This window comes from Micromonospora maris AB-18-032 (genome assembly GCF_000204155.1).
Classification (GTDB): Bacteria; Actinomycetota; Actinomycetes; order Mycobacteriales; family Micromonosporaceae; genus Micromonospora; species Micromonospora gifhornensis.
The window spans coordinates 13,973-35,587 of record NC_015434.1; the positions used below are offsets into that span (position 1 = coordinate 13,973).

Annotated in this window: 21 protein-coding genes; 7 read left to right on the forward strand and 14 right to left on the reverse strand. The window is 69.3% G+C overall.

What is annotated here, in order from left to right:
* Nucleotides 1–116: 116 nt before the first annotated feature.
* Both istA and istB read left to right on the forward strand, forming a co-directional pair.
* A complete protein-coding gene (gene istA / locus VAB18032_RS00095; protein ID WP_013730718.1) occupies nucleotides 117–1,343 on the forward strand; it encodes an IS21 family transposase in 1,227 nt (408 codons plus the stop codon).
* Entirely contained in the window at nucleotides 1,343–2,131 is a 789-nt protein-coding gene (istB, locus tag VAB18032_RS00100; RefSeq protein ID WP_013730719.1) for an IS21-like element helper ATPase IstB, read from the forward strand. Before istA ends, istB begins: the two co-directional genes overlap by 1 nt.
* 504 nt (nucleotides 2,132–2,635) lie before the next feature.
* Here istB and VAB18032_RS31355 read toward each other — a convergent pair.
* From VAB18032_RS31355 to VAB18032_RS00120, 5 genes are all read right to left on the reverse strand, one after another.
* The gene (locus tag VAB18032_RS31355) at nucleotides 2,636–3,571 is read right to left on the reverse strand and encodes a hypothetical protein (protein WP_148272159.1); all 936 of its coding nucleotides are present in this window, start codon (nucleotides 3,569–3,571) and stop codon (nucleotides 2,636–2,638) included.
* A gap of 829 nt (nucleotides 3,572–4,400) precedes the next feature.
* Nucleotides 4,401–4,817, reverse strand: coding sequence for a DUF6941 family protein (locus VAB18032_RS31360; protein WP_148272160.1), 417 nt, complete (start codon nucleotides 4,815–4,817; stop codon nucleotides 4,401–4,403).
* Nucleotides 4,817–5,035: a hypothetical protein gene (locus VAB18032_RS00110; RefSeq protein WP_013730720.1), complete on the reverse strand. Its 219-nt coding sequence runs from the start codon at nucleotides 5,033–5,035 to the stop codon at nucleotides 4,817–4,819. Before VAB18032_RS00110 ends, VAB18032_RS31360 begins: the two co-directional genes overlap by 1 nt.
* Nucleotides 5,036–5,074: 39 nt before the next feature.
* Nucleotides 5,075–5,347, reverse strand: a complete 273-nt coding sequence (locus VAB18032_RS00115; RefSeq protein ID WP_415877986.1) for a hypothetical protein — start codon at nucleotides 5,345–5,347, stop codon at nucleotides 5,075–5,077.
* Nucleotides 5,348–6,023: 676 nt separating this feature from the next.
* Nucleotides 6,024–6,938 carry a MerR family transcriptional regulator gene (locus VAB18032_RS00120; protein WP_043719161.1) on the reverse strand — a complete coding sequence of 305 codons (915 nt, stop codon included), beginning with the start codon at nucleotides 6,936–6,938 and terminating at the stop codon, nucleotides 6,024–6,026.
* A gap of 92 nt (nucleotides 6,939–7,030) precedes the next feature.
* Between VAB18032_RS00120 and VAB18032_RS00125 the strand changes: the two genes are divergently transcribed.
* Nucleotides 7,031–7,795 carry a class I SAM-dependent methyltransferase gene (locus VAB18032_RS00125; protein WP_013730723.1) on the forward strand — a complete coding sequence of 255 codons (765 nt, stop codon included), beginning with the start codon at nucleotides 7,031–7,033 and terminating at the stop codon, nucleotides 7,793–7,795.
* 54 nt (nucleotides 7,796–7,849) lie between these two features.
* Here VAB18032_RS00125 and VAB18032_RS00130 read toward each other — a convergent pair whose 3' ends face one another.
* Nucleotides 7,850–12,307, reverse strand: coding sequence for a cation-translocating P-type ATPase (locus VAB18032_RS00130; protein WP_013730724.1), 4,458 nt, complete (start codon nucleotides 12,305–12,307; stop codon nucleotides 7,850–7,852).
* Between the two features lie 252 nt (nucleotides 12,308–12,559).
* Between VAB18032_RS00130 and VAB18032_RS00135 the strand changes: the two genes are divergently transcribed.
* The 3 genes from VAB18032_RS00135 (at nucleotide 12,560) to VAB18032_RS00145 (ending at nucleotide 14,097) form a co-directional block, all read left to right on the forward strand.
* Nucleotides 12,560–13,195: a GAP family protein gene (locus tag VAB18032_RS00135; protein WP_043722451.1), complete on the forward strand. Its 636-nt coding sequence runs from the start codon at nucleotides 12,560–12,562 to the stop codon at nucleotides 13,193–13,195.
* A gap of 75 nt (nucleotides 13,196–13,270) precedes the next feature.
* Nucleotides 13,271–13,468 carry a hypothetical protein gene (locus VAB18032_RS00140; protein ID WP_013730726.1) on the forward strand — a complete coding sequence of 66 codons (198 nt, stop codon included), beginning with the start codon at nucleotides 13,271–13,273 and terminating at the stop codon, nucleotides 13,466–13,468.
* An 80-nt stretch (nucleotides 13,469–13,548) separates the two neighbouring features.
* Entirely contained in the window at nucleotides 13,549–14,097 is a 549-nt protein-coding gene (locus VAB18032_RS00145; RefSeq protein ID WP_013730727.1) for a YbaK/EbsC family protein, read from the forward strand.
* Between the two features lie 47 nt (nucleotides 14,098–14,144).
* Here the strand turns inward: VAB18032_RS00145 and VAB18032_RS00150 are convergent, their stop codons facing one another.
* The 6 genes from VAB18032_RS00150 to VAB18032_RS00175 form a co-directional block, all read right to left on the reverse strand.
* Nucleotides 14,145–14,780, reverse strand: coding sequence for a DsbA family oxidoreductase (locus tag VAB18032_RS00150; protein ID WP_013730728.1), 636 nt, complete (start codon nucleotides 14,778–14,780; stop codon nucleotides 14,145–14,147).
* Between the two features lie 8 nt (nucleotides 14,781–14,788).
* The gene (locus VAB18032_RS00155; RefSeq protein WP_013730729.1) at nucleotides 14,789–15,229 is read right to left on the reverse strand and encodes a SufE family protein; all 441 of its coding nucleotides are present in this window, start codon (nucleotides 15,227–15,229) and stop codon (nucleotides 14,789–14,791) included.
* Nucleotides 15,230–15,255: 26 nt separating this feature from the next.
* Nucleotides 15,256–15,681: a CBS domain-containing protein gene (locus VAB18032_RS00160; RefSeq protein WP_013730730.1), complete on the reverse strand. Its 426-nt coding sequence runs from the start codon at nucleotides 15,679–15,681 to the stop codon at nucleotides 15,256–15,258.
* A gap of 80 nt (nucleotides 15,682–15,761) precedes the next feature.
* Nucleotides 15,762–17,513 carry a proline--tRNA ligase gene (locus VAB18032_RS00165; protein ID WP_013730731.1) on the reverse strand — a complete coding sequence of 584 codons (1,752 nt, stop codon included), beginning with the start codon at nucleotides 17,511–17,513 and terminating at the stop codon, nucleotides 15,762–15,764.
* Nucleotides 17,514–17,561: 48 nt separating this feature from the next.
* The gene (locus VAB18032_RS00170) at nucleotides 17,562–18,227 is read right to left on the reverse strand and encodes a response regulator (protein WP_013730732.1); all 666 of its coding nucleotides are present in this window, start codon (nucleotides 18,225–18,227) and stop codon (nucleotides 17,562–17,564) included.
* Nucleotides 18,224–19,399 (reverse strand): sensor histidine kinase, encoded by a 1,176-nt coding sequence (locus VAB18032_RS00175; RefSeq protein ID WP_013730733.1) that lies wholly within the window; start codon nucleotides 19,397–19,399, stop codon nucleotides 18,224–18,226. The genes VAB18032_RS00170 and VAB18032_RS00175 overlap by 4 nt, the downstream gene beginning before the upstream one ends.
* A gap of 177 nt (nucleotides 19,400–19,576) precedes the next feature.
* On the opposite strand from VAB18032_RS00175, the gene VAB18032_RS00180 reads away from it, so the two are divergent.
* A complete protein-coding gene (locus VAB18032_RS00180) occupies nucleotides 19,577–20,026 on the forward strand; it encodes a hypothetical protein (protein ID WP_013730734.1) in 450 nt (149 codons plus the stop codon).
* Between the two features lie 155 nt (nucleotides 20,027–20,181).
* Here the strand turns inward: VAB18032_RS00180 and VAB18032_RS31370 are convergent, their stop codons facing one another.
* Both VAB18032_RS31370 and VAB18032_RS00190 read right to left on the reverse strand, forming a co-directional pair.
* A complete protein-coding gene (locus tag VAB18032_RS31370) occupies nucleotides 20,182–20,745 on the reverse strand; it encodes a hypothetical protein (protein ID WP_148272162.1) in 564 nt (187 codons plus the stop codon).
* Between the two features lie 121 nt (nucleotides 20,746–20,866).
* On the reverse strand, nucleotides 20,867–21,505 hold the full coding sequence (locus VAB18032_RS00190; protein ID WP_013730736.1) for a formylglycine-generating enzyme family protein: 639 nt from the start codon (nucleotides 21,503–21,505) through the stop codon (nucleotides 20,867–20,869).
* Nucleotides 21,506–21,615 lie beyond the last annotated feature (110 nt).

The window sequence follows — 21,615 nt, forward strand, 5'->3', positions numbered from 1 at the left end:
GCGTCACCCGTGGTTCCGTGAAGGGAACCGGTGACGAGTCCCGGAGTGTCGGCTCCGCCTGAAAACTGACCCCGTGGTTCCGGCTGAATTTTGACCCCTTCCGGAAGCATCGGGAGGTGCTGAGCGTGGAGGACTGGGCGGAGATCCGTCGGTTGCACCGGGCGGAGCGGATGGCGATCAAGGCCATCTGTCGTCGGCTGGGGGTCTCGCGGAACACGGTGCGCAGGGCCTTGGCCAGTCATGAGCCGCCCCGCTATCAGCGGGCGGCGAAGGGTTCGATCGTGGACGCGGTGGAGCCGCAGATCCGGGCGTTGTTGGCGGAGTTCCCGGACATGCCGACGACGGTGATCATGGAGCGGGTGGGGTGGACCCGCGGCAAGACGGTGTTCGCCGATCGGGTGCAGCAACTGCGGCCGTTGTTCCGCCGTCCGGACCCGAGCCAGCGGACGGAGTATCTGCCGGGAGAGCTGGCGCAGTGCGATCTGTGGTTCCCGCCGGCGGACGTGCCGTTGGGTTTCGGGCAGGTCGGCAGGCCGCCGGTGCTGGTGATGGTGTCGGGGTATTCGCGGTGGTTGTCGGCGGTGATGATCCCGTCGCGGCAGTCGGCGGACCTGCTGGTCGGGCACTGGACGTTGATCTCCGGCTGGGGGCGGGTGCCCAAGGCGTTGGTGTGGGACAACGAGTCCGCCGTCGGGCAGTGGCGGACCGGGCGGCCGCAGCTGACCGAGGCGATGAATGCCTTCCGCGGCACCCTGGGCATCAAGGTGATTCAGTGCCGGCCGGCGGACCCGGAGGCCAAGGGCCTGGTGGAGCGGGCCAACGGCTATCTGGAGACGTCGTTCCTGCCCGGACGCTGCTTCGGCTCACCTCAGGACTTCAACGCCCAGCTCACCGAGTGGTTGGTGCGGGCGAACAACCGCCAGCACCGTGTGCTGGGCTGCCGCCCGCTGGACCGGTGGGATGCCGACCGGGCCGCCATGCTGCCGCTGCCACCGGTTGCGCCGGTGGTCGGCTGGCGGCAGACCACCCGACTTCCCCGCGATCATTACGTGCGCGTGGACGGCAACGACTACTCGGTGCACCCGTCGGTGGTCGGGCGGCGGGTTGAGGTCACCGCCGACTGCGACCAGGTGCAGGTGTTCTGCGACGGCCGGTCGGTGACCCGGCATGACCGGTGCTGGGCCAAGCATCAGAGCATCACCGATCCCGCCCACCGGCAAGCCGCCGCGGACCTGCGCGTCGCTGCCCAACGCACCCCGACGACCGCCGTCGACGCCCAGGTCGAACGCCGGCCGTTGAGCGACTACGACCGCCTGTTCGGCCTGGATGAGGTGGCTGCGTGATGGCCGCCAAGACCAGCCGCAACGTCGCCTCGGAGATCGCGTTCCTCACCCGCGCTCTCAAGGCGCCGTCCCTCGCTGCCTCCGTCGAGAGGTTGGCGGAGCGGGCCCGGGCGGAGTCGTGGACGCATGAGGAGTTCCTCGCCGCCTGTCTGCAACGCGAGGTCGCCGCCCGGGAGGCTCACGGCGGTGAGGGACGCATTCGGGCAGCGAGGTTCCCGGCCCGCAAGAGCCTGGAGGAGTTCGACTTCGAGCACCAACGCTCTCTGAAGCGGGAGACCATCGCCCACCTGGGAACCCTCGACTTCGTGGCGTCGAAGGAGAACGTCGTCTTCTTGGGCCCGCCCGGCACCGGCAAGACCCACCTGTCCATCGGCCTCGGGATCCGAGCCTGCCAGGCCGGGCACCGGGTCGCGTTCGCCACCGCCGCCCAGTGGGTGTCCCGCCTCGCTGATGCCCACCACGCCGGCCGGCTGCAAGACGAGCTGGTCAAGCTTGGCCGGATCCCGCTGCTGATCGTTGACGAGGTCGGCTACATCCCCTTCGAAGCCGAAGCGGCGAACCTGTTCTTCCAGCTGGTCTCCAACCGCTACGAACGAGCCTCGCTGATCGTCACCAGCAACAAACCCTTCGGCAGGTGGGGCGAAGTGTTCGGCGACGACGTCGTCGCCGCGGCCATGATCGACCGCCTCGTCCACCACGCCGAGGTCATTTCGATGAAGGGCGACAGCTACCGGCTCAAAGACCGCGACCTCGGCCGCGTCCCCGCAGCCACCAAGACCAACGACTGAACATCAACAACCAGCGAGGGGGTCAAAATTCGACCGGAACAGAGGGGTCAAAGTTCAGCCGGCGTTGACACGGAGGACGACCAGGACCAGGACGACAACGTCCTACCTCACATCACGCATTCAGCCTCATGACGGGGAACCGCGGACCAGTCGACGGCAGGGCCGGTCGAGTTGCCGAACGGAATCACGCCGACCGTTCACGGGTCCGAGGTGGGAAAGAGGTGAAGGTGAGGGAGGGGGCGGAGGGTAGGGCAGCGGTTGGGGTCAGAGACTGTGCCTCCGGCGGGGGCCAGACGACTCCAGGATGGAGTTGCCGAACCGTTCCGGCCGTGGGTGGTAGTGGTTGAGGGATGCCATCCCGTCCACCGCCGACCCAGGCAAGCCGAGCAGACCAGGGCCAGGGCGACAAGGTCGTTCGTCCGGTAGGGCGCTCCACCTTGTCACCCTGGCCCTGGCCCGCTCCACAGAGTGTGGGTCGGCGGCAGACGGGATGGCAGTTGGCGGTTACTCCGGAGCTTCCGGCTTTCCCTGCAGCAATACAGTCCAGTACCACGGATTTCTAAAATGGTCTCCCATGATAAGCATGGCCAGCACTCTTCCTGAACCGGTGAAGTAAATCCTCTGGCGATCTTCGCGGGCTGCAGCCAGTCGGATAAGCCCTCTATCGGATAGTTCTTGCAGAGATGGCGCCTCCACTGAAGCGGGCCGCGAGATGCTAAGCATTCCTTTGGTTGCTCCGTGCTGGGCAACTATAGACGCGAAAACTAGAATCGCTTCGGGGCTCAATGTTCGCGCCATCGAGAGTGAGTCTGATCCTATATCTGGGCGCAGGAGGAGTCTGTATGGTACACCTCGATCAGGTGCACCGATATTTGACTGGCTAGAAAGAAGCCGCTTGACTCTCTCTTCTACGCGCTCCGCCACGGCCTCTGGGTCAAGGATTTCTGCCTGCCCAGGTGCCGTCTTGCCGGCATCGGACGATGCTTCGGCCACTTCGCGAACGGCATCCTCAGTGGCGGAACGTAGGAGCGCCGAAAGTATCTTGTTGAACTGGTCGGACTGATTCGTCAGTAGCGCATTGGCGGTAGATTTGACCTCTGAAAGCGCCGACTTCGTTTCGGTGTTAACCCTTTCGGTCTGGGTTAGTTGCTGTGCGGATCCTTGAGCCTGGGCAAGAGAAACGATTAGTTGAGCGGCAAATGCGAGCACCGCGAGGGCTAGGGCAATCGTAGAAAGCAGGTCGACGTCTTTAATGCTAACAACTACGATGAGGGTGCCGATAGAGGTCATACTGATTGCAAAAAGCCCGAGACTGAGTCCCGACCATGGAATGTGAAGTCCGGGTCGTCTTGTTGCTGCGTCGTATGCGACCTCAAAGTGACCGATCTGGCCGCCTTGCATTTGATTAGGAATTTGAGGGCTGTTCAACCTGTCCCGCATGGCCGCCAGCCTACTGACCAAGTGGTACGGCCATCCGGCCAGCCAAGCCAGCCGACCAGTGCCGACGACGAAGCAGTCCGACCTCACCAGCGAACCGGTTGGTGGAGCTTGGCGTCCAGAGGAACATCGGGATGGCAGCATGGTTTCGTCGGGTACCTGACGAATGTCTAGCCCTCGTGAGTGGCCTCGCTACGGTCACCCAGGTGAATTCACCGGATCGGAACACTTGGCGCTGACTATGCAAACCCTAACTCTCAAAACGGGCAGTCTTGGCCATTCCTGGCATGCCGCACACATTATCTTGTCCGTCGTTACCGCCGGTTGCTGGCTGCCCGTCTACGGCATTCACGCCCTGATCTCGGCTACAACCAGGCCGACCATCCAAGTCGAGGTACCCGAGGGACATCGAGTGGAGTACCGCAACGGTTGGCCCAACGTTCTCGGGCCGGACGAGTACCTGGAACCGAGGACAACTAGAGAGAAGGCCCTGATTGCCGCAGGTTACGCGTCGCCGGTGCTGATCCTTCTAGCGATTGCCGTTGGGGTCGCGATCCGATCCTGACCCCGCCCGAACAGCGTAGCGTCCTGCTGGCGCGATCGTCAGCAAGACGCATGATGCCCGCCGTTGCTCAGCGCCTCGTGACGATGGTCGGAGGCTGCGCGATGGCAGGGACCGGCATCCGCTGATGAACGACAACAAGCGAGATCGAGGTTCACACCGAAGTGTTCCGCTACGGGCATCCAGCGCACCTCGTCGGAGCGAGGCCAGAACGGCTGATCTTGACCGGAAGCGTAGCGCTTCGCCCCGGATCGCAGCTGGCGAAATTTCTCAGCGCACGGTGAAGAAGGCCGACTCTGTCTTCTCTGCTAGATCAAGATGCCACTCGTAACGGCCGGGAGACAGCGGTAGAGGGGGAACGTTGAGCGCGAACGAGGCGTCGAGCATGCTGCCCGGTGCAAGGCCAGGCGGCCGGCCTACCTCGATGTCCCCCTCGGCCTGTACAGAAGCAGGCCCTTGGTCGGTTGAGAGCTCAACTGGCTTCCCGTCGCCGTCACGCAACTGAAGCGAGAGCTTAAGTTTCTGGTTCGCTCGGTCCCATGGAACCTTAATCAACAGTGCGACGGCATGTTGGGTGGGGCTTGAGGTCACAGACCAACCGGCGCCAAGCATGTGGACCTTCCCGGTCCTGGCCTCAGCCTGCGCGGCGTCACAGAGAATCAGCTGCACTTCCAGCGGCGACGCCATTAGTTGCTGATCAGTTCCTTGGTGGCCTTGTTCTCAGAGCGCGTCGTAGGCCTTGTCACCGGCACGCCACGTCCCAGCAAACGGCCCTTGACCTTGAGGTACGCTGTCTGTCCCAGCTCAGGAGCGCGAGTTACACGCTTCTCGCCGCGCTCGAACGCATCGACGATCTTGTCCAGCGGCTCGTCTGCCTCGTAGAACTCTTCGTCCCGTCGGCTCATAGCGTCATGATGCCCCCTGAGAGCCGCCTTCGCCAGCCCCTAGCGGAAGTAGGCGCTCCCCAGGTTGTAAACGTCACCCAACGGGTCATCTGCGTCGTAGAGGACAACCAAGGTGGTACGACCTCGTACGAAGGTTTGCACGATTGCCCGTGTTCCGCGCTCTGGATCTTCATCCCAGACGTAGGTCAGGCCTTCGACGCAGACAACCGCCGCGCGAACCTCGTCCGGCGTGATGTCGTGGCGTTGGATGATCTTTTGCGCGGTCCGGGTGCTGATGTTCAGTCGTGCAACCCAGAGACCGCTCAACTCCACACCGCCCCGCTGGTCGTAGATCGCCTTGAATCTAGACGACCACACAGTGGGCTTATTCGCTAGCCCGCATGACAAGCGCAGGTTGCAACTGGCGCGGCAGTACAGCAGCGAAGTACAGCAAGCGGCCCGCAGCCGATGCCAGGCGACAACTAGCGGCCGGCTACCAGCGTAGGCAGTTGTACAGACAGCACTGCCCGGAGCTACGGATCAGAAGGTGGCTGTACAGCCATCCGTACAGCCAAGCCCGTCGACGGACACGGTCCGGGGTCGACGGTAGGCGACACGGCGAGCAGGCCAGCGGCAGTGGCCGACATCAGCCGACAGGAGTCTTGATCTTTGCAAGGCAGGGGTTAGGGGTTCGAGTCCCCTGGGCTCCACCACGCAACATGATCTCGCTGTTGACCAGCCCTTCGGGCGATCAGGGCGACACGAGCCCTCGGCACCCGGATGCGGAGCTTGCCGTACCCGTTGCTGCCCAGCGCGCCGGTCTGGTCCACCACGTCTCCCCAACGCACCAGGCCCCAGATCACGGCGCTGGCGACAGTGGCGCCGGCGAACTGGAAGACCAGCAGTAGCGTGCCGAGAAAGTCGGTGGCGTACCGTCGCAGGTCATCCTTGGGGTCAGACTAGGGCGACCAGCGGCTTGACAAGCGCGAAAGCGGTAGCCGCAGCCAGCTCACCCGCCCGACCTCGCGTCGGGTAGGCGCTTCTTGGTGAGCCAGCGCATGACGTCCAGGGTGTGTGACGCCGGGTAGTGGATCGGGTGGAAGACGTGCTCGATCACGTCGTCGGCGATGACCAGGGTGAGTCGTTCGTACAGTGTCATGTCGCCGGCGGTGAAGGTCGGTAGGCCGAGGGCGGCGGCCAGGCTGAGGCGCGGGTCCGGGATCAGTGGGTACGGCAGTCTCAGCCGGTGTACGAGTTCGCGCTGGTAGCCGGTGGATTGTGCGGACAGGCCGTAGACGCGGTCGGCGCCGGCGGTGCGCAGTTCGGCGTGGTGGTCGCGGAACCAGGTTGGTTGCTCGGTGTCCCGCAGTGCGCCGGCCACCTCCAGAAGGCTGTTCGGCAGGTCGACGCCGGGGCGGCCGGTGAGCGGGTAGACGAAGATGATGGTGCGTCCGGGGCCGAGTGCGGCGAGGTCGACTGGTCGGCCGTCGGTGGCGTAGAAGGCCAGTGCGGGTAGGGGTTTGCCGATCAGGTCGGGTGGGTGGGTGTCGGCGGGTGACTGGCCGGGTGCGACGCGGGTGGCTGCGGCGTCGAGGCGGGCGTTGAGGGCGTCGCGTTGCGCGGTCAGTTTGCCGATGCGCTGCTGCAGGGCGGTGACGGTGCCCCGATACGTGGCCAGCGCGGCGGCGCAGACGTCGGTGTCGTCGGCACCGGCGGCGATGGATTCGACGAACGGGCGGGTCTCCTCGACGCTGAGGCCGAGCGCCATCAGTTCCCGGATCTGGGCGACCAGGCGGACCGCGATGGGGTCGTACTCGCGGTAGCCGTTGCCGAGGCGGCGGGGTACGACCAACCCGACGGACTCGTAGTACCGCAGCGCCCGGATGGTCGTTCCGGTCCGACGTGCCAGCTCACCCACCCGCACGTCCCCGATGCTAAACCCGAACCCTGGGGTACGGGTCAAGGCCGCAACGTCGACTTGACCCGTACCCCGAGGTGCGGGTTTAGCGTGCCCGCATGATTGGCACACCGGTCGGTGACTTCGACTACGAGACAGAAGGCCAGGGGTACGCCTCGCAGCGGCGCCCCGATCCGCGCATCGCGGCGCTGATCCACACGGCGTTGGGCGACGCCCGGACCGTTCTCAATGTGGGTGCGGGGGCGGGCTCCTACGAGCCCACCGACCGGTACGTGGTGGCGCTCGAACCGTCGGCGCGGATGCGTGGCCAGCGGCCCGCGACGGCGGTACCGGCGTTGAACGCCGCTGCCGAGTCCATCCCGTTCGACGACATTGCCTTCGACGCGGTGATGGCGACCGTGACCGTGCACCAGTGGGCGGACACCGCCCGCGGGCTGGCGGAGCTGCGTCGGGTCGCGCGGGGTCCGGTGGTGGTGCTCACCTTCGACGGTGCCGCACTCGATCGCTTCTGGCTGGCCGAGTACGCCCCGGAGCTGATCGCCGTGGAGCGCCGCCGCTATCCGGTGATCAGCACCATCGCGGAGGCCATCGGCACCGAGGTGAGTGTCATCGAGGTGCCGATTCCTGTCGACTGTGTGGACGGTTTCACCGAGGCCTACTACGCCCGCCCGGAACGTCTCCTCGACCCTGCGGTCCGGGCCGCTCAGTCGGCGTGGGGTTTCGTCGACGAGGCGGCGACCGCCCGTGCCGTCGAGCGGCTCCGGGGCGACCTCGACTCGGGTGTCTGGGAAGCGAGACACGGGCACCTGCGCGCCCAGCCGACCTTCAACGGGTCGCTCCGTCTGATCGTCGGCCAGCCGTGAGCACCGTCTTGACCAGGGCCGGTGCGGGCGGTGCTGTCACGGCCTGAACCGACCTCAGGACGGCGGCTCCGGCGACTGGTGGTCACCGTGGCCAGTGTGGTCGGCGTTCGGGCGGTCGAGTGGGGGTAGTCGGGCCACCAGTCTGGTCATGGCGCCGTTGGCGAGGGTGGCACCGAGGGCGGAGCCGGTCGCGATTGTCCAACCGACCGGGCCGAGCGGGGTGCATCCGAAGAACTGGCTGACCCCGGGCGTCTGCACCACCGCGGCCAGTACGCCGAACGACACGGCGGTGGAGGCGAGCACGGTCGGGCTGGTGCCGCCGGCCAGTACGGTCTGCCCGAGTTGCGTACCGACCAGGGAGACCAGGGCGACGGTGCCGGCGCGTCGGCGGCGGCCGGTGTAGCGGGCCAACGTCCAGCCGGCGGTCGCGCCCAGCGTGGTGGCGGCCGCGCGGAGGCCGATCTCCTTGGTCATGGTCTGGCCGAGCGAACGGTCCGGCCCCTCGCGCAGCATGCCGTCGGCGTGGTCGGCGGCGGGTGGGCGGACGGCGATGGCCATCGCGGGGGCCATGTCGGTGAGCAGGTTGACCAGGAGCAGTTGGCGGCCGTTGAGGGCGGCCTGGCCGGTGGCGGCGGCGGTCAGCACGCTGAAGGCGATCTCGCCGAGGTTGCCGCCGACCAGGATGCTCAGCGCGTGGCGTACCGAGGACCACATCGCGCGGCCTTCGACCAGGGTGGCGATGATGGTTTCCAGCCGGTCGTCGGTGACGACCAGGTCGGCGGCGGCCCGGGCGGCGGGGGTGCCGCGTTGGCCGAGGGCGATGCCCACGTCGGCGAGGCGGATGGCGGGTGCGTCGTTGGCGCCGTCGCCGGTCATCGCCACGGTCCGTCCGCGTTTCTGCAGGGCCTGGATGATCCGGACCTTGTGGGTCGGGGTGCAGCGGGCCACCACGTCGGTCGCGGCGAGCCGGTCGGCGAGGGCGTCGTCGTCCAGTTCGTCGAGTTCGGTGGCGGTGACGACACGCTGGGCTTCGCCGTGGCTGATGGTGGCGGCGATCGCCTCGGCGGTCGCCGGATGGTCACCGGTGATCATGATGGTGTGGACGCCGGCCTGCCGGATCCGGTGGACGGCCGGTGCGGCGCTGTCCCGTACTCCGTCGGCGATGGTGAGGAAGCCGGTGAAGGTCAGGTCGGCCACGTCGTCGTCGGTGATGTCGGGGTCGTCGACGAAGCGTTCGGCGATGGCGAGGACGCGGTGTCCCGCCCCGGCGCGTTCACCGAGCTGCCGGTGCAGGTCGGCGCGGCCGGCGTCGTCGAGCGGTTCGTCGTGGCCGCCGGTGCGGCGGGCGGCGCATCGGGGCAGCACCTTCTCGGGTGCGCCTTTGACGCTCAGCAGCATCCGGCCCTGGGTTTCGCCGACGCTGGCGTGGTAGCCGCGGGAGGGTTCGAAGGGCAGGCCGCCCGCCGCCCGCCAGCCCGGAGCCGCGTCCTGTTCGTGCACCCCGGCGGCGCGTGCGCCGCGCAGCACCGCGCGGTCGGTCTGCATGGACAACTCTTCCGGGTCGTCGGCGGTGGGGGTGGCGCGTAACGCGGCCGCGAGGGTCTGTCGCAGCCGGTCGTCGAGTTGTTCCGTCGAGGCGTACCCGTCCGCGTCGCCGACGCCGGCCAGCAGCAGATGTCCCTCGGTGAGGGTGCCGGTCTTGTCGAAGCAGAGCACGTCGACCCGACCAAGCGCCTCGATGGTGCGCGGGTTGCGGACCAGCGCGCCGTGCCCGGCGAGGCGTCGTGCGGCGGCCAGCTGGGCCGCGCTGACCAGGAACGGAAGTCCCTCGGGCACGGAGGCCACGGCCAGGTTCGCGGCGGTCGCGGCGGTCTGACCCAGGGGTACGCCGCGCAGCAGCCCGGCACCGACCACCGCCACCGCCGAACCGGCGGCCAGGGGGATCGCAGCGCGGGTCAGGTTGCCCAGCCGGGCTTCGACCCCGCTGGCCGGTGGTGCCTGGCGGGCCAGGGCGAGGCTGCGGCCGGCTTCGGTGTCGGCGCCGGTGGCCACCACCACGGCGGTGCCCTGTCCGGCGGCGATCGTGGTGCCCTCGTAGAGCATCGACCGCCGTTCGGCGACGGCTGCGGCCACCACCGGTTGGTCGTTCTTGCTGACCGGCAGCGACTCGCCGGTCAGGGACGATTCGTCGGCTTCCAGGCCGACGGAGTCCAGCACCCGGCAGTCGGCCGGCACGGCGTCGCCGGATTCGAGCACGATCACGTCACCGGGTACGAGGTCGTCGGCGGGCACCATCCGTTCGGTGCCGGATCGGCGAACCCGGGCGGTCACCGCTGAGCGGGACAACAGTTGGGACAGGGCCTTCTCGGTGTTGCGCTGGTGCACGGCGCCGACGAGCGCGGAGCCGCCGACGACTCCACCGACCAGGGCCGCGTCGACCAGGGAACCGAAGCTGGCGGAGAGCGCCGCCCCGGTGACCAGGATCGGGGTGAGCGGGTTGACCAGTTCGTCGGCGAAGGCGCGGAGCAGCCCGCCGCGGCCGCCCGCCTCGCCGGGGCCGCTGGCCTGGCGGCGTTCGGCCTCGGTGTCGGTCAGCCCGTCGGGGCTGCTGCCGAGTTGTTGCAGGACGGTCGGCACCGGCATCAGGTGCCAGGCGGTGATGGCCGGGGCGGGTGTTTCGGCGTGCTCCGACAGTCGGGTGGCCCGCCACACGCCGTGACCGAAGGCCAGCGCCGCCGCGCCGTTGACCGCGGCGAGGGTACGGACGGGCAGGACGGCACGGTCGGCGGTGAGTGCGCTCAGTGCGCCGAGACCGGTACCGGCCAGACCGACGCGCATGTTCTGCACGGTCATCCGGCGGGCCACCCCGGCCGCCTCGATGATCAGTGCGGCGATCCGCAGGTCGGTGCCGATGAGCAGGTGGGCACCCCACGGTGGCAGCGCCTCCGGGTCGGCGACGCCCAGGCCGCAGTCTGCGGCGGCGAGTGCGGCCCGGTCGCCGGAGACGAGCATCACCATGGCGCCTTCGCGTTGCAGTACGCGGATCGATGCGGCCAGTTGGTCCTCGCCGGGCAGCAGCGCGTCGGCGAAGGCGTGTCGCTGGGCGTCGCCGCCGGCCACGATGATCCGCAGTCCGGCCTGCCGGGCGACGGCCGGCAGGCTGTCGACGCCCGGTGCGGGTTCCGGATCGACCCGGAGCACGGCGGCCAGGGTGTCGCCCTGGGCGAGGCCGAGCAGGTTTCCGCCACGTTCGCGCAGCCGGCGGCTGTCGTCCGTGTCGCCAGGGTCGCGTACGTCGAGTCGGTCGAGGGGGCCGAGTTGCCAGCCGTCCAGTCGGCGTAGTTCACCCGGCGCGTCCGGATCGAACAGGGCGAAGGCTCGCGCGGCCACCTGGGAGGTGTCGGCGCCGGGCAGCGGGGCCAGGTCGGCCAGTACGCCCCGGTCGGTGCCGAGCACCCGGGTGTCCAGCACCAGGGTGTCGATCCGGTCGAGTTCGCGGAGCACGCTGCGGTCCATGGCGATGACGCCGCGCTTGGCGAGGATCCAGCCGAGCTGGGCACCGTACCCTTCCCGGCCGCTGCCGGGGGCCTTCGGCAGCGCGGACAGACCCAGCGCGGCGGCGCGTTTCGGGCCGATCACCGGTGCCGCCGCAGCGAAGGCCGCCACCCCGCCGCCGAGCATCCGGGTCTTGTACCGGTCGACGGTGCTGTCCGGCTTCGGGCAGGGCCGCTCACCGTCGGGCGTACGGGCGACGGCGCGCTCCGGTTCCCCGGTGAGGCGAGGTTCCGCCTTCTCCCAGGCGCGCAGCTGGGCCAGCCCTTCGCCCCACTGCACGATCCGCTGGGCCCCGTCGAGCACGATGCCCGTCCAGCCACCGGCGAGGCCCTGCACGACCGCCTCGGCGAGCGGGAACAGCAGGTCGGCGCGGGGGTCGCTGCGGATGCCGAGTCCGGCGAGGGCGTGCAGCCTGGGGTGCAGGTCGACGGCGCCGAGTAGACCGGCGACCTCGGCGGGGATCGGCGTGATGGGCAGGATGCGGGTGGCCGCGGAGATGGTCAGGCCGAGGGCGTCGGAGGCGAGCGCGCCGAGCGTACGGGCGGTTCGTGGCCCTTCCTCGGGTGGTTGCGGCGGGGGGATGTCCGGGTCGGGTTCGTGCGGGCAGGTGCGTTCGGTGCGGGCGATGGTGGCGATGAGTTCGCGGACCTTCGGCCCGGGTGTGTCGACGGCGACGACGACCCGGCCGGAGGGGGCGTTGACGCGGGCCCATTGCACGCCGGGCATTCGTTGCAGCGCCGTTTCGACCTGGCGGGCGAGGACGTCACCGCCGTCCTGGCAGACGCCGTGCACCTCGATGTGGTGGCGTCCCGGTCGGGACCAGACCCGGCGGCTGCTGAGCCCGATCGTGCGGGCCAGCCGGGTGACGGCTGCGCCGGCGTCGCGGGCTACATCGTTCACCAGCGGCACGTCGACCGGTGGCCGGAGGCGGCGGACGAGGCCGCCGAGGGACGTCATCGACGGGTAGCACGGATCGGGTGCCTGGTCAGCTTCCCGCTGCTTCTGCCGTACCGCATCTCGCCTCCTACCGGTCGTGCCCGGCGGCCTGGCTTCCCGCCGGGGCGTCCGTTATGCCCTTCCGGGTGGGGGATGTTTTCCCGTTCGGGTGGGCATGAGCCGGTTCGGTGGGTGGAATGCCGGATGACGGCGGTACATGGGGAGGGTCGGGATGAGTGCGGGCCGGTCGTGTCCGGCGGTGATCGGCTGCCGATGGTTTTCCTGACGCTGCTGCCGCTGGCGGTGGTCATGGTCGCCGGCACCCAGTTGGTGGCGGCGGTCTTCTTCGCCTCCTCCGATCGGCCGCGGGCCGCGTCGCTGGGCTACCTGGCGGGTGCGGCGATCGTGGTGGGTGGCGGTACGACGGTGGCCTGGTTGGCGCTGCGGTTGTTCCGGATCCGGTTCTCGACCGGCAGTGAACGTGGCGCTGTGGAGCGGAACATCGACTGGCTCGTCCTCGGGGTGCTGGTGGTGCTGGCGATCGTTGTCTACCTGCTTCGCCACCATGGACCGCCCAGCTGGATGGGCCGGCTCCAGCACGCCAGCCCCGGGTACGCGTTCCGGGTCGGCCTGCTGCTCTTCCTGGCGAATCCGACCGACGGCCTGACGATGATCGCGGTCGGGGCTGCCGCGGCGCGACGTGACGAGGCCTGGTGGCATCTGCTGCCGTTCGTGCTGCTCACCCTGACCCTGCTGGCCCTACCGTTGCTGGCTCTGCTGCTGCTCGGGCACCGGGCCGAGGTGGTGCTGCCGAGGATCAGGAGGTGGGCGGACACCCACTCGTGGATAGTCAGCGAGGCGGTGATCGCGATCTTCTTCGCGATCACCGTCGTCGACCTGGTGCGATGAGTCGGACGTTCACCCGAATGAGGGACGGTGCCGGAGATGACACGTCTCGCCGTACGCCCGCCCTAGGGTCGAATCATGCTCACGTTCGTCGCCACCAGCATCCTGTACGTCTGCGGGTTCATCTTCCTGTACGGGGTGATCCGGCTCGCCGTCCGGCATGCCCTTGAGGACGTCGAGATGCGGCGCGTGCAGGCCCAGCGGGCCGAGGAGATGGCCGCGGCCCGGGATCGCGCGCTGCTTCAGAAGCACGGCTTCCTCAGCAACAACGGCTGACGGTCCGGCCCGGTACGGCCCGGTGATTCGGTCGGCTGCCTGCGGTGTGACCTGCGGCGGATGCGACGATCTCAGCTGTGATGGGAACGTTGAAGACCGAGCCTGCCCGTACCCGCCCCGATCTGCTGGCCGCGCCGGTCGCCGCCGCGCTGGCCGCATGGCCGACCGACGCCCCGGTGGAGGTCGACTCGGTGCTTGTCGCGCCGATCGACGCCGACCTCGCCGACACCGCCGAGTTCTGTGCCGCGTACGAGGTGGGGCTGGACGAGTCGGCGAACTGCGTGGTGGTCGCCGGCAAGCGTGAGGGCGTGATCCGCTACGCGGCCTGCCTGGTGCTCGCCACCACCCGGGCCGACGTCAACGGGGTGGCCCGCCGGGCTTTGGATGTCCGTAAGGCCAGCTTCGCGCCGATGACCGACGCGGTCGAGTTGACCGGCATGGAGTACGGCGGGATCACCCCGATCGGTCTGCCGGCGCAGTGGCCGATCCTGATCGACGCGCGCGTGGTCGCCACCCCGTACGTCATCGTCGGATCGGGCGTACGGCACAGCAAGATCGCGCTGCCCGGGGCGGCGTTGGCCGCGCTGCCGAACGCGCGGGTGGTGGAGGACCTGGCCAAGCCGGTCTAGCGGCTGATCACCGTCGATGTTGTTGCACGTGAAACATCGCCGGCGACTCAGCCGTCGGCGGCCTCGCGTCGCTCCACCTCGGCGAGGGCGGCCAGCAGCGTGGCCGGCTCCTGAGCGCCCGCGACCACGTACTTGCCGGCGAACACGAAGGTGGGCACGCTTGTCACCCCGATCTGGTGAGCGGCGGCCAGTTCGTCGGTGAGTTCGGCGACTCCCGCCTCGGAGTCGAGGAACCGGCGGACCTCGGCGCCGTCCAGGCCGACTTCGGCGGCGACGGCGGCGAGCACCTCCGCGGAACCGATGTCGACCCCGTCGGTGAAGTGGGCGCGGTGCAGCGCCTCGACCATCTCAGCGCCGCGACCCCGCTCGTCGGCCCAGCCGATCAGCCGGTGCGCGTCGAAGGTGTTGGCCGCGATCGCCCGCTCGAAGTGGAAATCCAGCCCGATGGTCGCACCGATCTCGGTGACCTGGGAGACCATCGGACCGACGCGACCCGGCCCGCCGAACTTCTCGCCCAGGGCCGTCAACAGCGGCCGGGGCTCGGTCACCGGCGTCGGGTCGAGTTGGAAGGGACGCTGCCGGACGGTGACCTTGCCCTCGTACGAGGCCAGGGCCAGGTCGAGCCGCCGCCGGCCGATCCAGCACCAGGGGCAGACCACGTCGGCGTAGATGTCGATCTCCATAACCGGCGTCAACTCGCCGACCCGGCGATCTGTTCCCGCACCTGCCGCTTGAGGCGACCCAGGATGGCGGTGCCGCCACGCACCCGCAGCGGACTGATCGCCTGCGCCAGGCCCATCCGCTGATACAGGTCGTCCGGCACGGCGAGCACCTGCTCAGGGCTGGCCCCGGCCAGCCCTTCGGCGAGGATGCCGGCGAACGCCCGAGTGGTCGGCGCCTCTGGCGGGCAGTCGAACAGGGTGCGCACCGTGCCCTCGGGCGTCACCTCGGCGCGCAGGAAGAACGACGTCTGGCACTCCGGCACCTGCTCCATGCCCTCGTGGCCCTCCTGCCCGGCGGGCAGCGGCGGCACCGCGTCGGAGTACTCCAGCAGCATCTCCAACACCACGTCCCGCGGGGCGGCGGCGAACTCGTCCACGATCTCGGCCAGCTTGCTCGGCATCTCGGGCATCCCGCCAGGCTACCGGCGTGCCGCCCTCACAGCGTGGGGGCTTGCTCGCTGATCTGCCCGAGGGCGGACTGCGGGTCGAACTGCACGGCCAGGTCGCCGAGGGAGACGATGCCGACCAGCTTGCGTTCGGCGTCGCAGACCAGCACCCGGCGTACGCCCCGTTCGCGCATCAGCGCCGCCGCGTCACCGGCCGAGCAGTTCTGCTCGATCATCACCACCTCGCGGGTGGTGATCGAGCCGATCGTCGTACTGGTGGGGTCGCTGTTGGCGGCGACCGCCCGGACCACGATGTCGCGGTCGGTGAGCAGACCGGCGAGGGTGGCGCCTTCGGTGACGACGACATCACCGATGTCGGCCTCCTTCATCACCCGGGCCGCCTCGTCGAGGGTGGTTTCCGCCGGCAGGTAGATGACCTGTCGGGTCATCACGTCGGCGACGCGGTAGTCGGACATGAGAGCCTCCATGCAACGTTTCGGCCGATCGGAATGCGGTACCCCGTTCTCCGGCGACTACACCCCATTCGGCGCGAGGCTCACCGTTGCGTCGCCGGCGCCAGCTGGGCGAGCAGGTCGGGCAGCGACAGCTCGACGCGCTCGCCGGTGGCCCGATCACGCAGTTCGACGTACCCGTCGGCGAGGCGGCGGCCGACCACGACGGTGCGCGGGATGCCGATCAGCTCGGCGTCGGTGAACTTCACCCCGGCCGAGACGCCGACCCGGTCGTCCACGAGCACCCGCAGGCCGGCCGCGGCCAGTTGCGCGCCGAGGTCCACGGCCGCGTCGAGCTGCGGGCCCTTGCCCGCGGCCACCAGGTGTACGTCGCACGGTGCGACCGACGTCGGCCAGACCAGTCCCCGCTCGTCGTGGTGCTGTTCGGCGATGGCCGCCACCGCCCGGGACACCCCGATGCCGTAGCAGCCCATGGTGAGTCGTACCGGCTTGCCCTGCGGGCCGAGCACGTCGACGGCGAAGGCATCGGTGTAGCGGCGGCCGAGTTGGAAGATGTGCCCGATCTCGATGCCCCGGCGCATCGTCAGCCGGCCCTGCGCACAGGCCGGGCAGGGGTCGCCGGGACGCACCTCGGCCGCCTCGACCGTGCCGTCGGGGGTGAAGTCCCGACCGCAGACCACGTTTGTGGCATGCCGGCCCGGCTCGTTGGCGCCGGTCAGCCAGGCCGTCCCGGTCACGACCCGGGGATCGACCAGGTAACGGAGACCGAGCTTGTCGAGCACCTGTGGCCCGATGTAGCCACGGACCAGTTCCGGATGGGCGTCCCAGCCGTCGAAGATGTCCACGGTGGCCGGTGACAGTGCGGCGGCCAGCCGCTTCAGGTCCACCTCCCGGTCGCCGGGCACCCCGACGACAAGCAGTTCGGTCTCCTCGACACCCGGGCGGCGTACGGTCAGCACCACGTTCTTCAGGGTGTCGGCGGCCGTCCAGTCGGTCCGACCGCCGAGCGCCCGCTCGTTGGCGAGAGCGACAAGACTGGCGATGGTCGGCGTCTCCGGGGTGTCGTGCACCTCGACGGCCGGTGGCCGTTGCGGATCGCCGGCCGGTGGCACGGGCGTGGTGACCGCCTCGGTGTTGGCCGCATGGTCACAGTCGGTGCAGCCGACGTAGGTGTCCTCCCCGACCGCTGCGGTGGCCAGGAACTCCTCCGACGCGGAACCGCCCATCGCCCCCGACACGGCGTGCACCACCGTGTAGTCCAGGCCGAGCCGGTCGAAGATCTTCTGGTACGCCGCGCGGTGCCGGCCGTACGCCGCCCGCAGACCCTCGTCGTCCAGGTCGAAGGAGTACGCGTCCTTCATCAGGAACTCGCGCCCACGCAGCAGACCGGCGCGGGGACGGGCCTCGTCGCGGAACTTGGTCTGGATCTGGAACAGCGTCACCGGAAGATCCCGGTACGAGGTGAACAGCTCCTTCACCAGCAACGCGGCCATCTCCTCGTGGGTCGGCGCGAGCAGGTGCTCGGCACCGCGCCGGTCGGCCAGGGTGAAGATGTCGTCGCCGTACTCCGTCCACCGCCCGCTGGTGCGGTACGGCTCGGCCGGCAGCAGTGCCGGGAAGTGCACCTCCTGGCCACCGATCGCCGCCATCTCGGCCCGCACGATCTCGCTGACCCGGTCCAGGACCAGCTTGCCCAGTGGCAGCCAGGTGTAGCCGCCCGGCGCGGCCCGCCGCAGGTATCCGGCGCGCAGCAGCAGCCGATGACTCGGCACCTCCGCGTCGGCCGGGTCGTCGCGCAGGGTCCGGAGCAGCGTGGTGGACATCCGCAACAGCATTGCCGCAGGGTACGACCGCAGGGCCGATGTCGGCGAACGCATTGCGCATCAGCGGTCGTCGGGTGGCTCGCTCAACCCGGCCCGATGCGCGATCACCGCCAGCGCCGTACGGTCCCGGGCGTTCAGCTTGGCCAGCAGTCGACTCACATAGGTGCGCGCGGTCGCGGGACTGATGAACAACGCCCTGCCGATCTCGTCGTTCGTCTCACCCAATCCGACCCGGGCCAGCACGGCCCGCTCCCGCTCGGTCAGGACGGCCAACCGGGGATCGGGACGAGCCGGGCGGGGTGCGGCGGCGAGCCGTTCCATCACCCGGCGGGTGACCGTGGGCGACAACAGGTTCCCGCCCGCCGCAGTGGTCAGCACCGCCCGGCGCAGTTCGTCCGAGGGAGTGTCCTTCAGCAGGTAGCCGGCGGCACCGAGGCTCACCGCCTCGATGATGTCCTCGTCGTCGTCGAACGTGGTGAGGATCAGCACCCGGGTCGCGGCCAGCCCGGCGTCGGCCCGGATCGCGGCGGTCGCGGCCAGGCCGTCCAGCACCGGCATCCGAATGTCCATGAGTACGACATCCGGCCTGTACTGCCGGGCCAGCCGGAGCCCGGACCGGCCGTCGGCGGCCTCCCCGACCACGTCGATCTGCGGATCGGCCGACAGCAGGGTACGGATGCCGGCCCGGACGAGATCCTGGTCGTCGACGATCAGCACGCTGGTCATGCCGGCCCGACCAGCGGAAGTTCGGCGTGGACGGCGAAACCGCCCGGCACCGGGTCGGCGGTGAGTCGACCGCCCAGGCTCTCGGCCCGCTCCCGCATCCCGGCGATGCCGTGCCCGATGCCTGGCGGTCCGGTGCCTGCCTTCGGTGCTTCGAGTTCCGCGTCGGTGCCGCTGTCGATGACCGACAGGGTCAGACGGTCCTCGTCCTGGCGGACCCGGATCTCGACCCGGCTGCCGGCGGAGTGTCGTACGACGTTGGTGATCGCCTCCTGCACGATCCGGAACGCGGCGGCCTCGACCGGACCGGGCACGGGCGGGTCGAGGTCGACCCGGACGTCGACGTCGAAGCCGGCCGCGCCGGCCGCCTGGGTGACCGCGTCGAGGTTGGCAAGCGAGACGACCGTGCGGCGTTTGTCGTCCGGCGAGCGCAGCAGCGTCACCGTGCGCCGCAGGTCGATCATGCTGCGACCGGCCGCCGACCGGATCAACTCCAGCGCCGAGCGGGCGGTGGCCTCGTCGCGGCCCAACGCCTCCCGCGCGACGTCGGCGTGCAGGGCGATCACCGACACGGTGTGCCCGAGAGAGTCGTGCAGGTCCCGGGCGACAGCCATCCGTTCGTGCTGGACGCGGGTCTGCGCCTCCTGCTGGTAACGCGCGGCGGTCAGTTCGGCGATCCGCCGGGCGTCCGCCTGCGCCGCCCGACGGGACCGCACGCTGTCGCCGAGGGCGATCGCCGCGCCCATCAACAGGACGTGCCCGGCCAACTCGTAGCCGACCACGAAGGCGAAATCCTGCCCCTCGGCGAGGCGGAAGACCACCGAGACCACGGTGACCACCACGGCGGCGGTGACGGCGGCGACCAGTCGCCCGTACTCGGCGGCGGAGAAGAGGGCGGCGGCGACCGGCACGGCCAACCCGATCGCCGGGTAGCCGACGGCGTAGTAGGCGAACAGGCCCAGCACCGTCACGGCGAGCACCAGCACCGGGTAGCGGCGACGGGCCAGCATCAGCGCGCCGAGACCGACGGCCCACAGGTACGCGACCCGCTCCGGCCCGTGCCGGCCACCCTCGTTGGCGCTGATCACGATCGAGACGATGACTGTGACACCCACCCCGAGCAGCACATCGACGACCCAGGGGCGGAACGCCTGCTCCCTCGCACGACCGGCCACGAACTCAGCGTACGGCGCTGAACGGGCGCGTCGGGGTCGTCAGAAGGCGACCCGAACAGTCGCCCACCGACGTACCGCCCCTGCCCCCACCCCCGCCACTGTCGAAAGGAAGGGCACCTTGTTAACGCCTCGTGTAGAGGAAGGGCCCCCTATTAACAACGTGAGGGAGTTGCCGCCATGAGCACCGCACAGCCTGTTCCGCAGCGTCGGACGGCACTCGGAATTCCGTGGCCCGCCCTGCTCGGGCTCGCGCTGCTCGGGCTGCCTCGGGTGGTGCTGCACGATCTGGGGTTGGTGCACGAGGGCACCTTCGTCAATCTGCTGCTGGTGGTCGTACCGCCGATGGTCTGGATCGTGACCGCGGTGCTGCGGCGGGTGCCCAACCCCTTCCTCACCCTGCTCGTCCTCGGCCTGATCTACGGCGTGCTGCTGGCGCTGACCCACCAGGTGCTCTGGGACGCTGCGTTCGACGCGCCGCCGACTCTCGGCGGCAATCTCGGCGATCTCGCCCCCGGCACGCAGGCAGTCATCATCCGGGTCTTCGCGGCCATCAGCAGCGTCTTCACCGGCGTCCTGGTCGGCGCGGTGAGCGGCCTGATCGCCTGGTCCCTGGCCCGCCGCGGGTAGTGATCGCCAGACGTTGTCACCCGGTGGTCCCTGGTCGGAGTCACCGGGTGACAACGTGGTGCTGCGTCGCTATGCGTGCGGCAGTCGGGTGCGGCGTCGGGCCAGGAGCAGCAGGATGCCGCCAACCGTCAGCATGGCGAGACCGGCGCCGGTGATCAGCCCGGCCTGCGGACCGGTGACCGGCAGGCCACCTCCACCCCCGCCATCGTCCTTGGGGAATGCGGCGACCACGACGGCGAAACCGTCCTGGTTGTCGCTGACGTCCACATCGGGCTGCCGGTACGGCGACGGCGTTCGCCGACGAGCGCGAGCCTGTCGTAGGTGCAGACCGCCGTCGGTCCGTCGCTGTCGATCACACACGGTTCGTCCTGGTAGATGAACGTCACGCCCTTGGGTAGGCGGATCGTGACCTTGAGGCCGCTGACCGCCTTCCGGCCGTGGTTGGCGACCAGGTACTGCAACCCGCCCGCCTCCCCCGGGTTCAACGGCCCATGAGGATCGGGTCCGATCGGGCCTGCATCGATGGGCACCGACTGATCCACGTCCCACGCGATCACCGACAGGTCGGCTTCGGGGTTGTCGACCACGCTGAATGTGAATCGCTTCCTGGTTTCGACAGGGTTGTTCTCAGTCCAGGACATGCCGGCTGAGAGACTGAACTCACCTTCGAAGGGCTCCTGCGTATTTGTGCTGACGGTGATGAGGATGGGAATCTCCACGGTTCCGCCGGGGGCCGGAATGAAGTAGGGGTAATCGCCCGAATAGATATGGCACCCCCAGGCTCCCGGACAGTGTGGCTGGAGACACTATTCGCGCCGAATTCGCGGCGCTATCCCTCGATCATCCGGAGCGTGCGACCCGGAAACCCACATCGTCGACCGTAAACGTCGGATGGCTGCGACGGCGTACCGAGGCGCGGCAACTCCACTGCTCGTCGAACCAGCCGCCGCCACGCAGCACCCGGTAACTGCCGTACATCTCGGCGTCGTAGACGTCCCAGCACCAGTTCCACACGTTGCCCAACATGTCGTACAGGCCCCAGGTGTTGGGCTGCTTGCCACCGACCTCGTGGATCCGCTCGGCGGAGTTGCCGCGATACCAGGCGATCTCGTCCAACGGCCCGTATCGGGGGCCGGTCGTGCCGGCGCGGCAGGCGTACTCCCACTCGGCCTCGGTCGGCAGTCGGTACCCGTCGGCGTCGACATTCCAGCCGACCTGGTCGCCGTCGAGCCGGTACGCCGCCGTCAGGCCGTCCCGCTGGGACAGGGCGTTGCAGAAGCGGATCGCATCCCACCAGGAGACGCTCTCCACGGGAAGCCGATCGCCGGTCGCCGCGCTGGGGCGCTCGCCGGTGACCTGCGCGTACTGCTCCTGGGTGACCGGAACCGCGGCGATGTCGTACGGCTGGAGTCGCACCGACCAGCGCCGCTGGGTACGCCGGTCCGACAGCGTCACCTGCCCGGCCGAGATGGAGATCATGGCAAGTTCCGCCGTCACGAACAGCGAGCGTACTCGAATTGGTCAGGCGATGACCTCCGCCACGATCCAGCCTCAGGGGCAGCCGGGGATGCCTGCCTGGTGCCAGACTC

Bases quoted from the DNA above. Each gene is read 5' to 3' on its own strand.
- istB (WP_013730719.1), top strand. From the start codon at position 1,343: ATGGCCGCCAAGACCAGCCGCAACGTCGCCTCGGAGATCGCGTTCCTC.
- VAB18032_RS31355 (WP_148272159.1), bottom strand. From the start codon at position 3,571: ATGCGGGACAGGTTGAACAGCCCTCAAATTCCTAATCAAATGCAAGGC.
- VAB18032_RS31360 (WP_148272160.1), bottom strand. From the start codon at position 4,817: ATGGCGTCGCCGCTGGAAGTGCAGCTGATTCTCTGTGACGCCGCGCAG.
- VAB18032_RS00110 (WP_013730720.1), bottom strand. From the start codon at position 5,035: ATGAGCCGACGGGACGAAGAGTTCTACGAGGCAGACGAGCCGCTGGAC.
- VAB18032_RS00125 (WP_013730723.1), top strand. From the start codon at position 7,031: ATGATTGGCACACCGGTCGGTGACTTCGACTACGAGACAGAAGGCCAG.
- VAB18032_RS00130 (WP_013730724.1), bottom strand. From the start codon at position 12,307: ATGACGTCCCTCGGCGGCCTCGTCCGCCGCCTCCGGCCACCGGTCGAC.
- VAB18032_RS00135 (WP_043722451.1), top strand. From the start codon at position 12,560: ATGGTTTTCCTGACGCTGCTGCCGCTGGCGGTGGTCATGGTCGCCGGC.
- VAB18032_RS00140 (WP_013730726.1), top strand. From the start codon at position 13,271: ATGCTCACGTTCGTCGCCACCAGCATCCTGTACGTCTGCGGGTTCATC.
- VAB18032_RS00145 (WP_013730727.1), top strand. From the start codon at position 13,549: ATGGGAACGTTGAAGACCGAGCCTGCCCGTACCCGCCCCGATCTGCTG.
- VAB18032_RS00150 (WP_013730728.1), bottom strand. From the start codon at position 14,780: ATGGAGATCGACATCTACGCCGACGTGGTCTGCCCCTGGTGCTGGATC.
- VAB18032_RS00155 (WP_013730729.1), bottom strand. From the start codon at position 15,229: ATGCCCGAGATGCCGAGCAAGCTGGCCGAGATCGTGGACGAGTTCGCC.
- VAB18032_RS00160 (WP_013730730.1), bottom strand. From the start codon at position 15,681: ATGTCCGACTACCGCGTCGCCGACGTGATGACCCGACAGGTCATCTAC.
- VAB18032_RS00165 (WP_013730731.1), bottom strand. From the start codon at position 17,513: ATGCTGTTGCGGATGTCCACCACGCTGCTCCGGACCCTGCGCGACGAC.
- VAB18032_RS00170 (WP_013730732.1), bottom strand. From the start codon at position 18,227: ATGACCAGCGTGCTGATCGTCGACGACCAGGATCTCGTCCGGGCCGGC.
- VAB18032_RS00180 (WP_013730734.1), top strand. From the start codon at position 19,577: ATGAGCACCGCACAGCCTGTTCCGCAGCGTCGGACGGCACTCGGAATT.
- VAB18032_RS00190 (WP_013730736.1), bottom strand. From the start codon at position 21,505: ATGATCTCCATCTCGGCCGGGCAGGTGACGCTGTCGGACCGGCGTACC.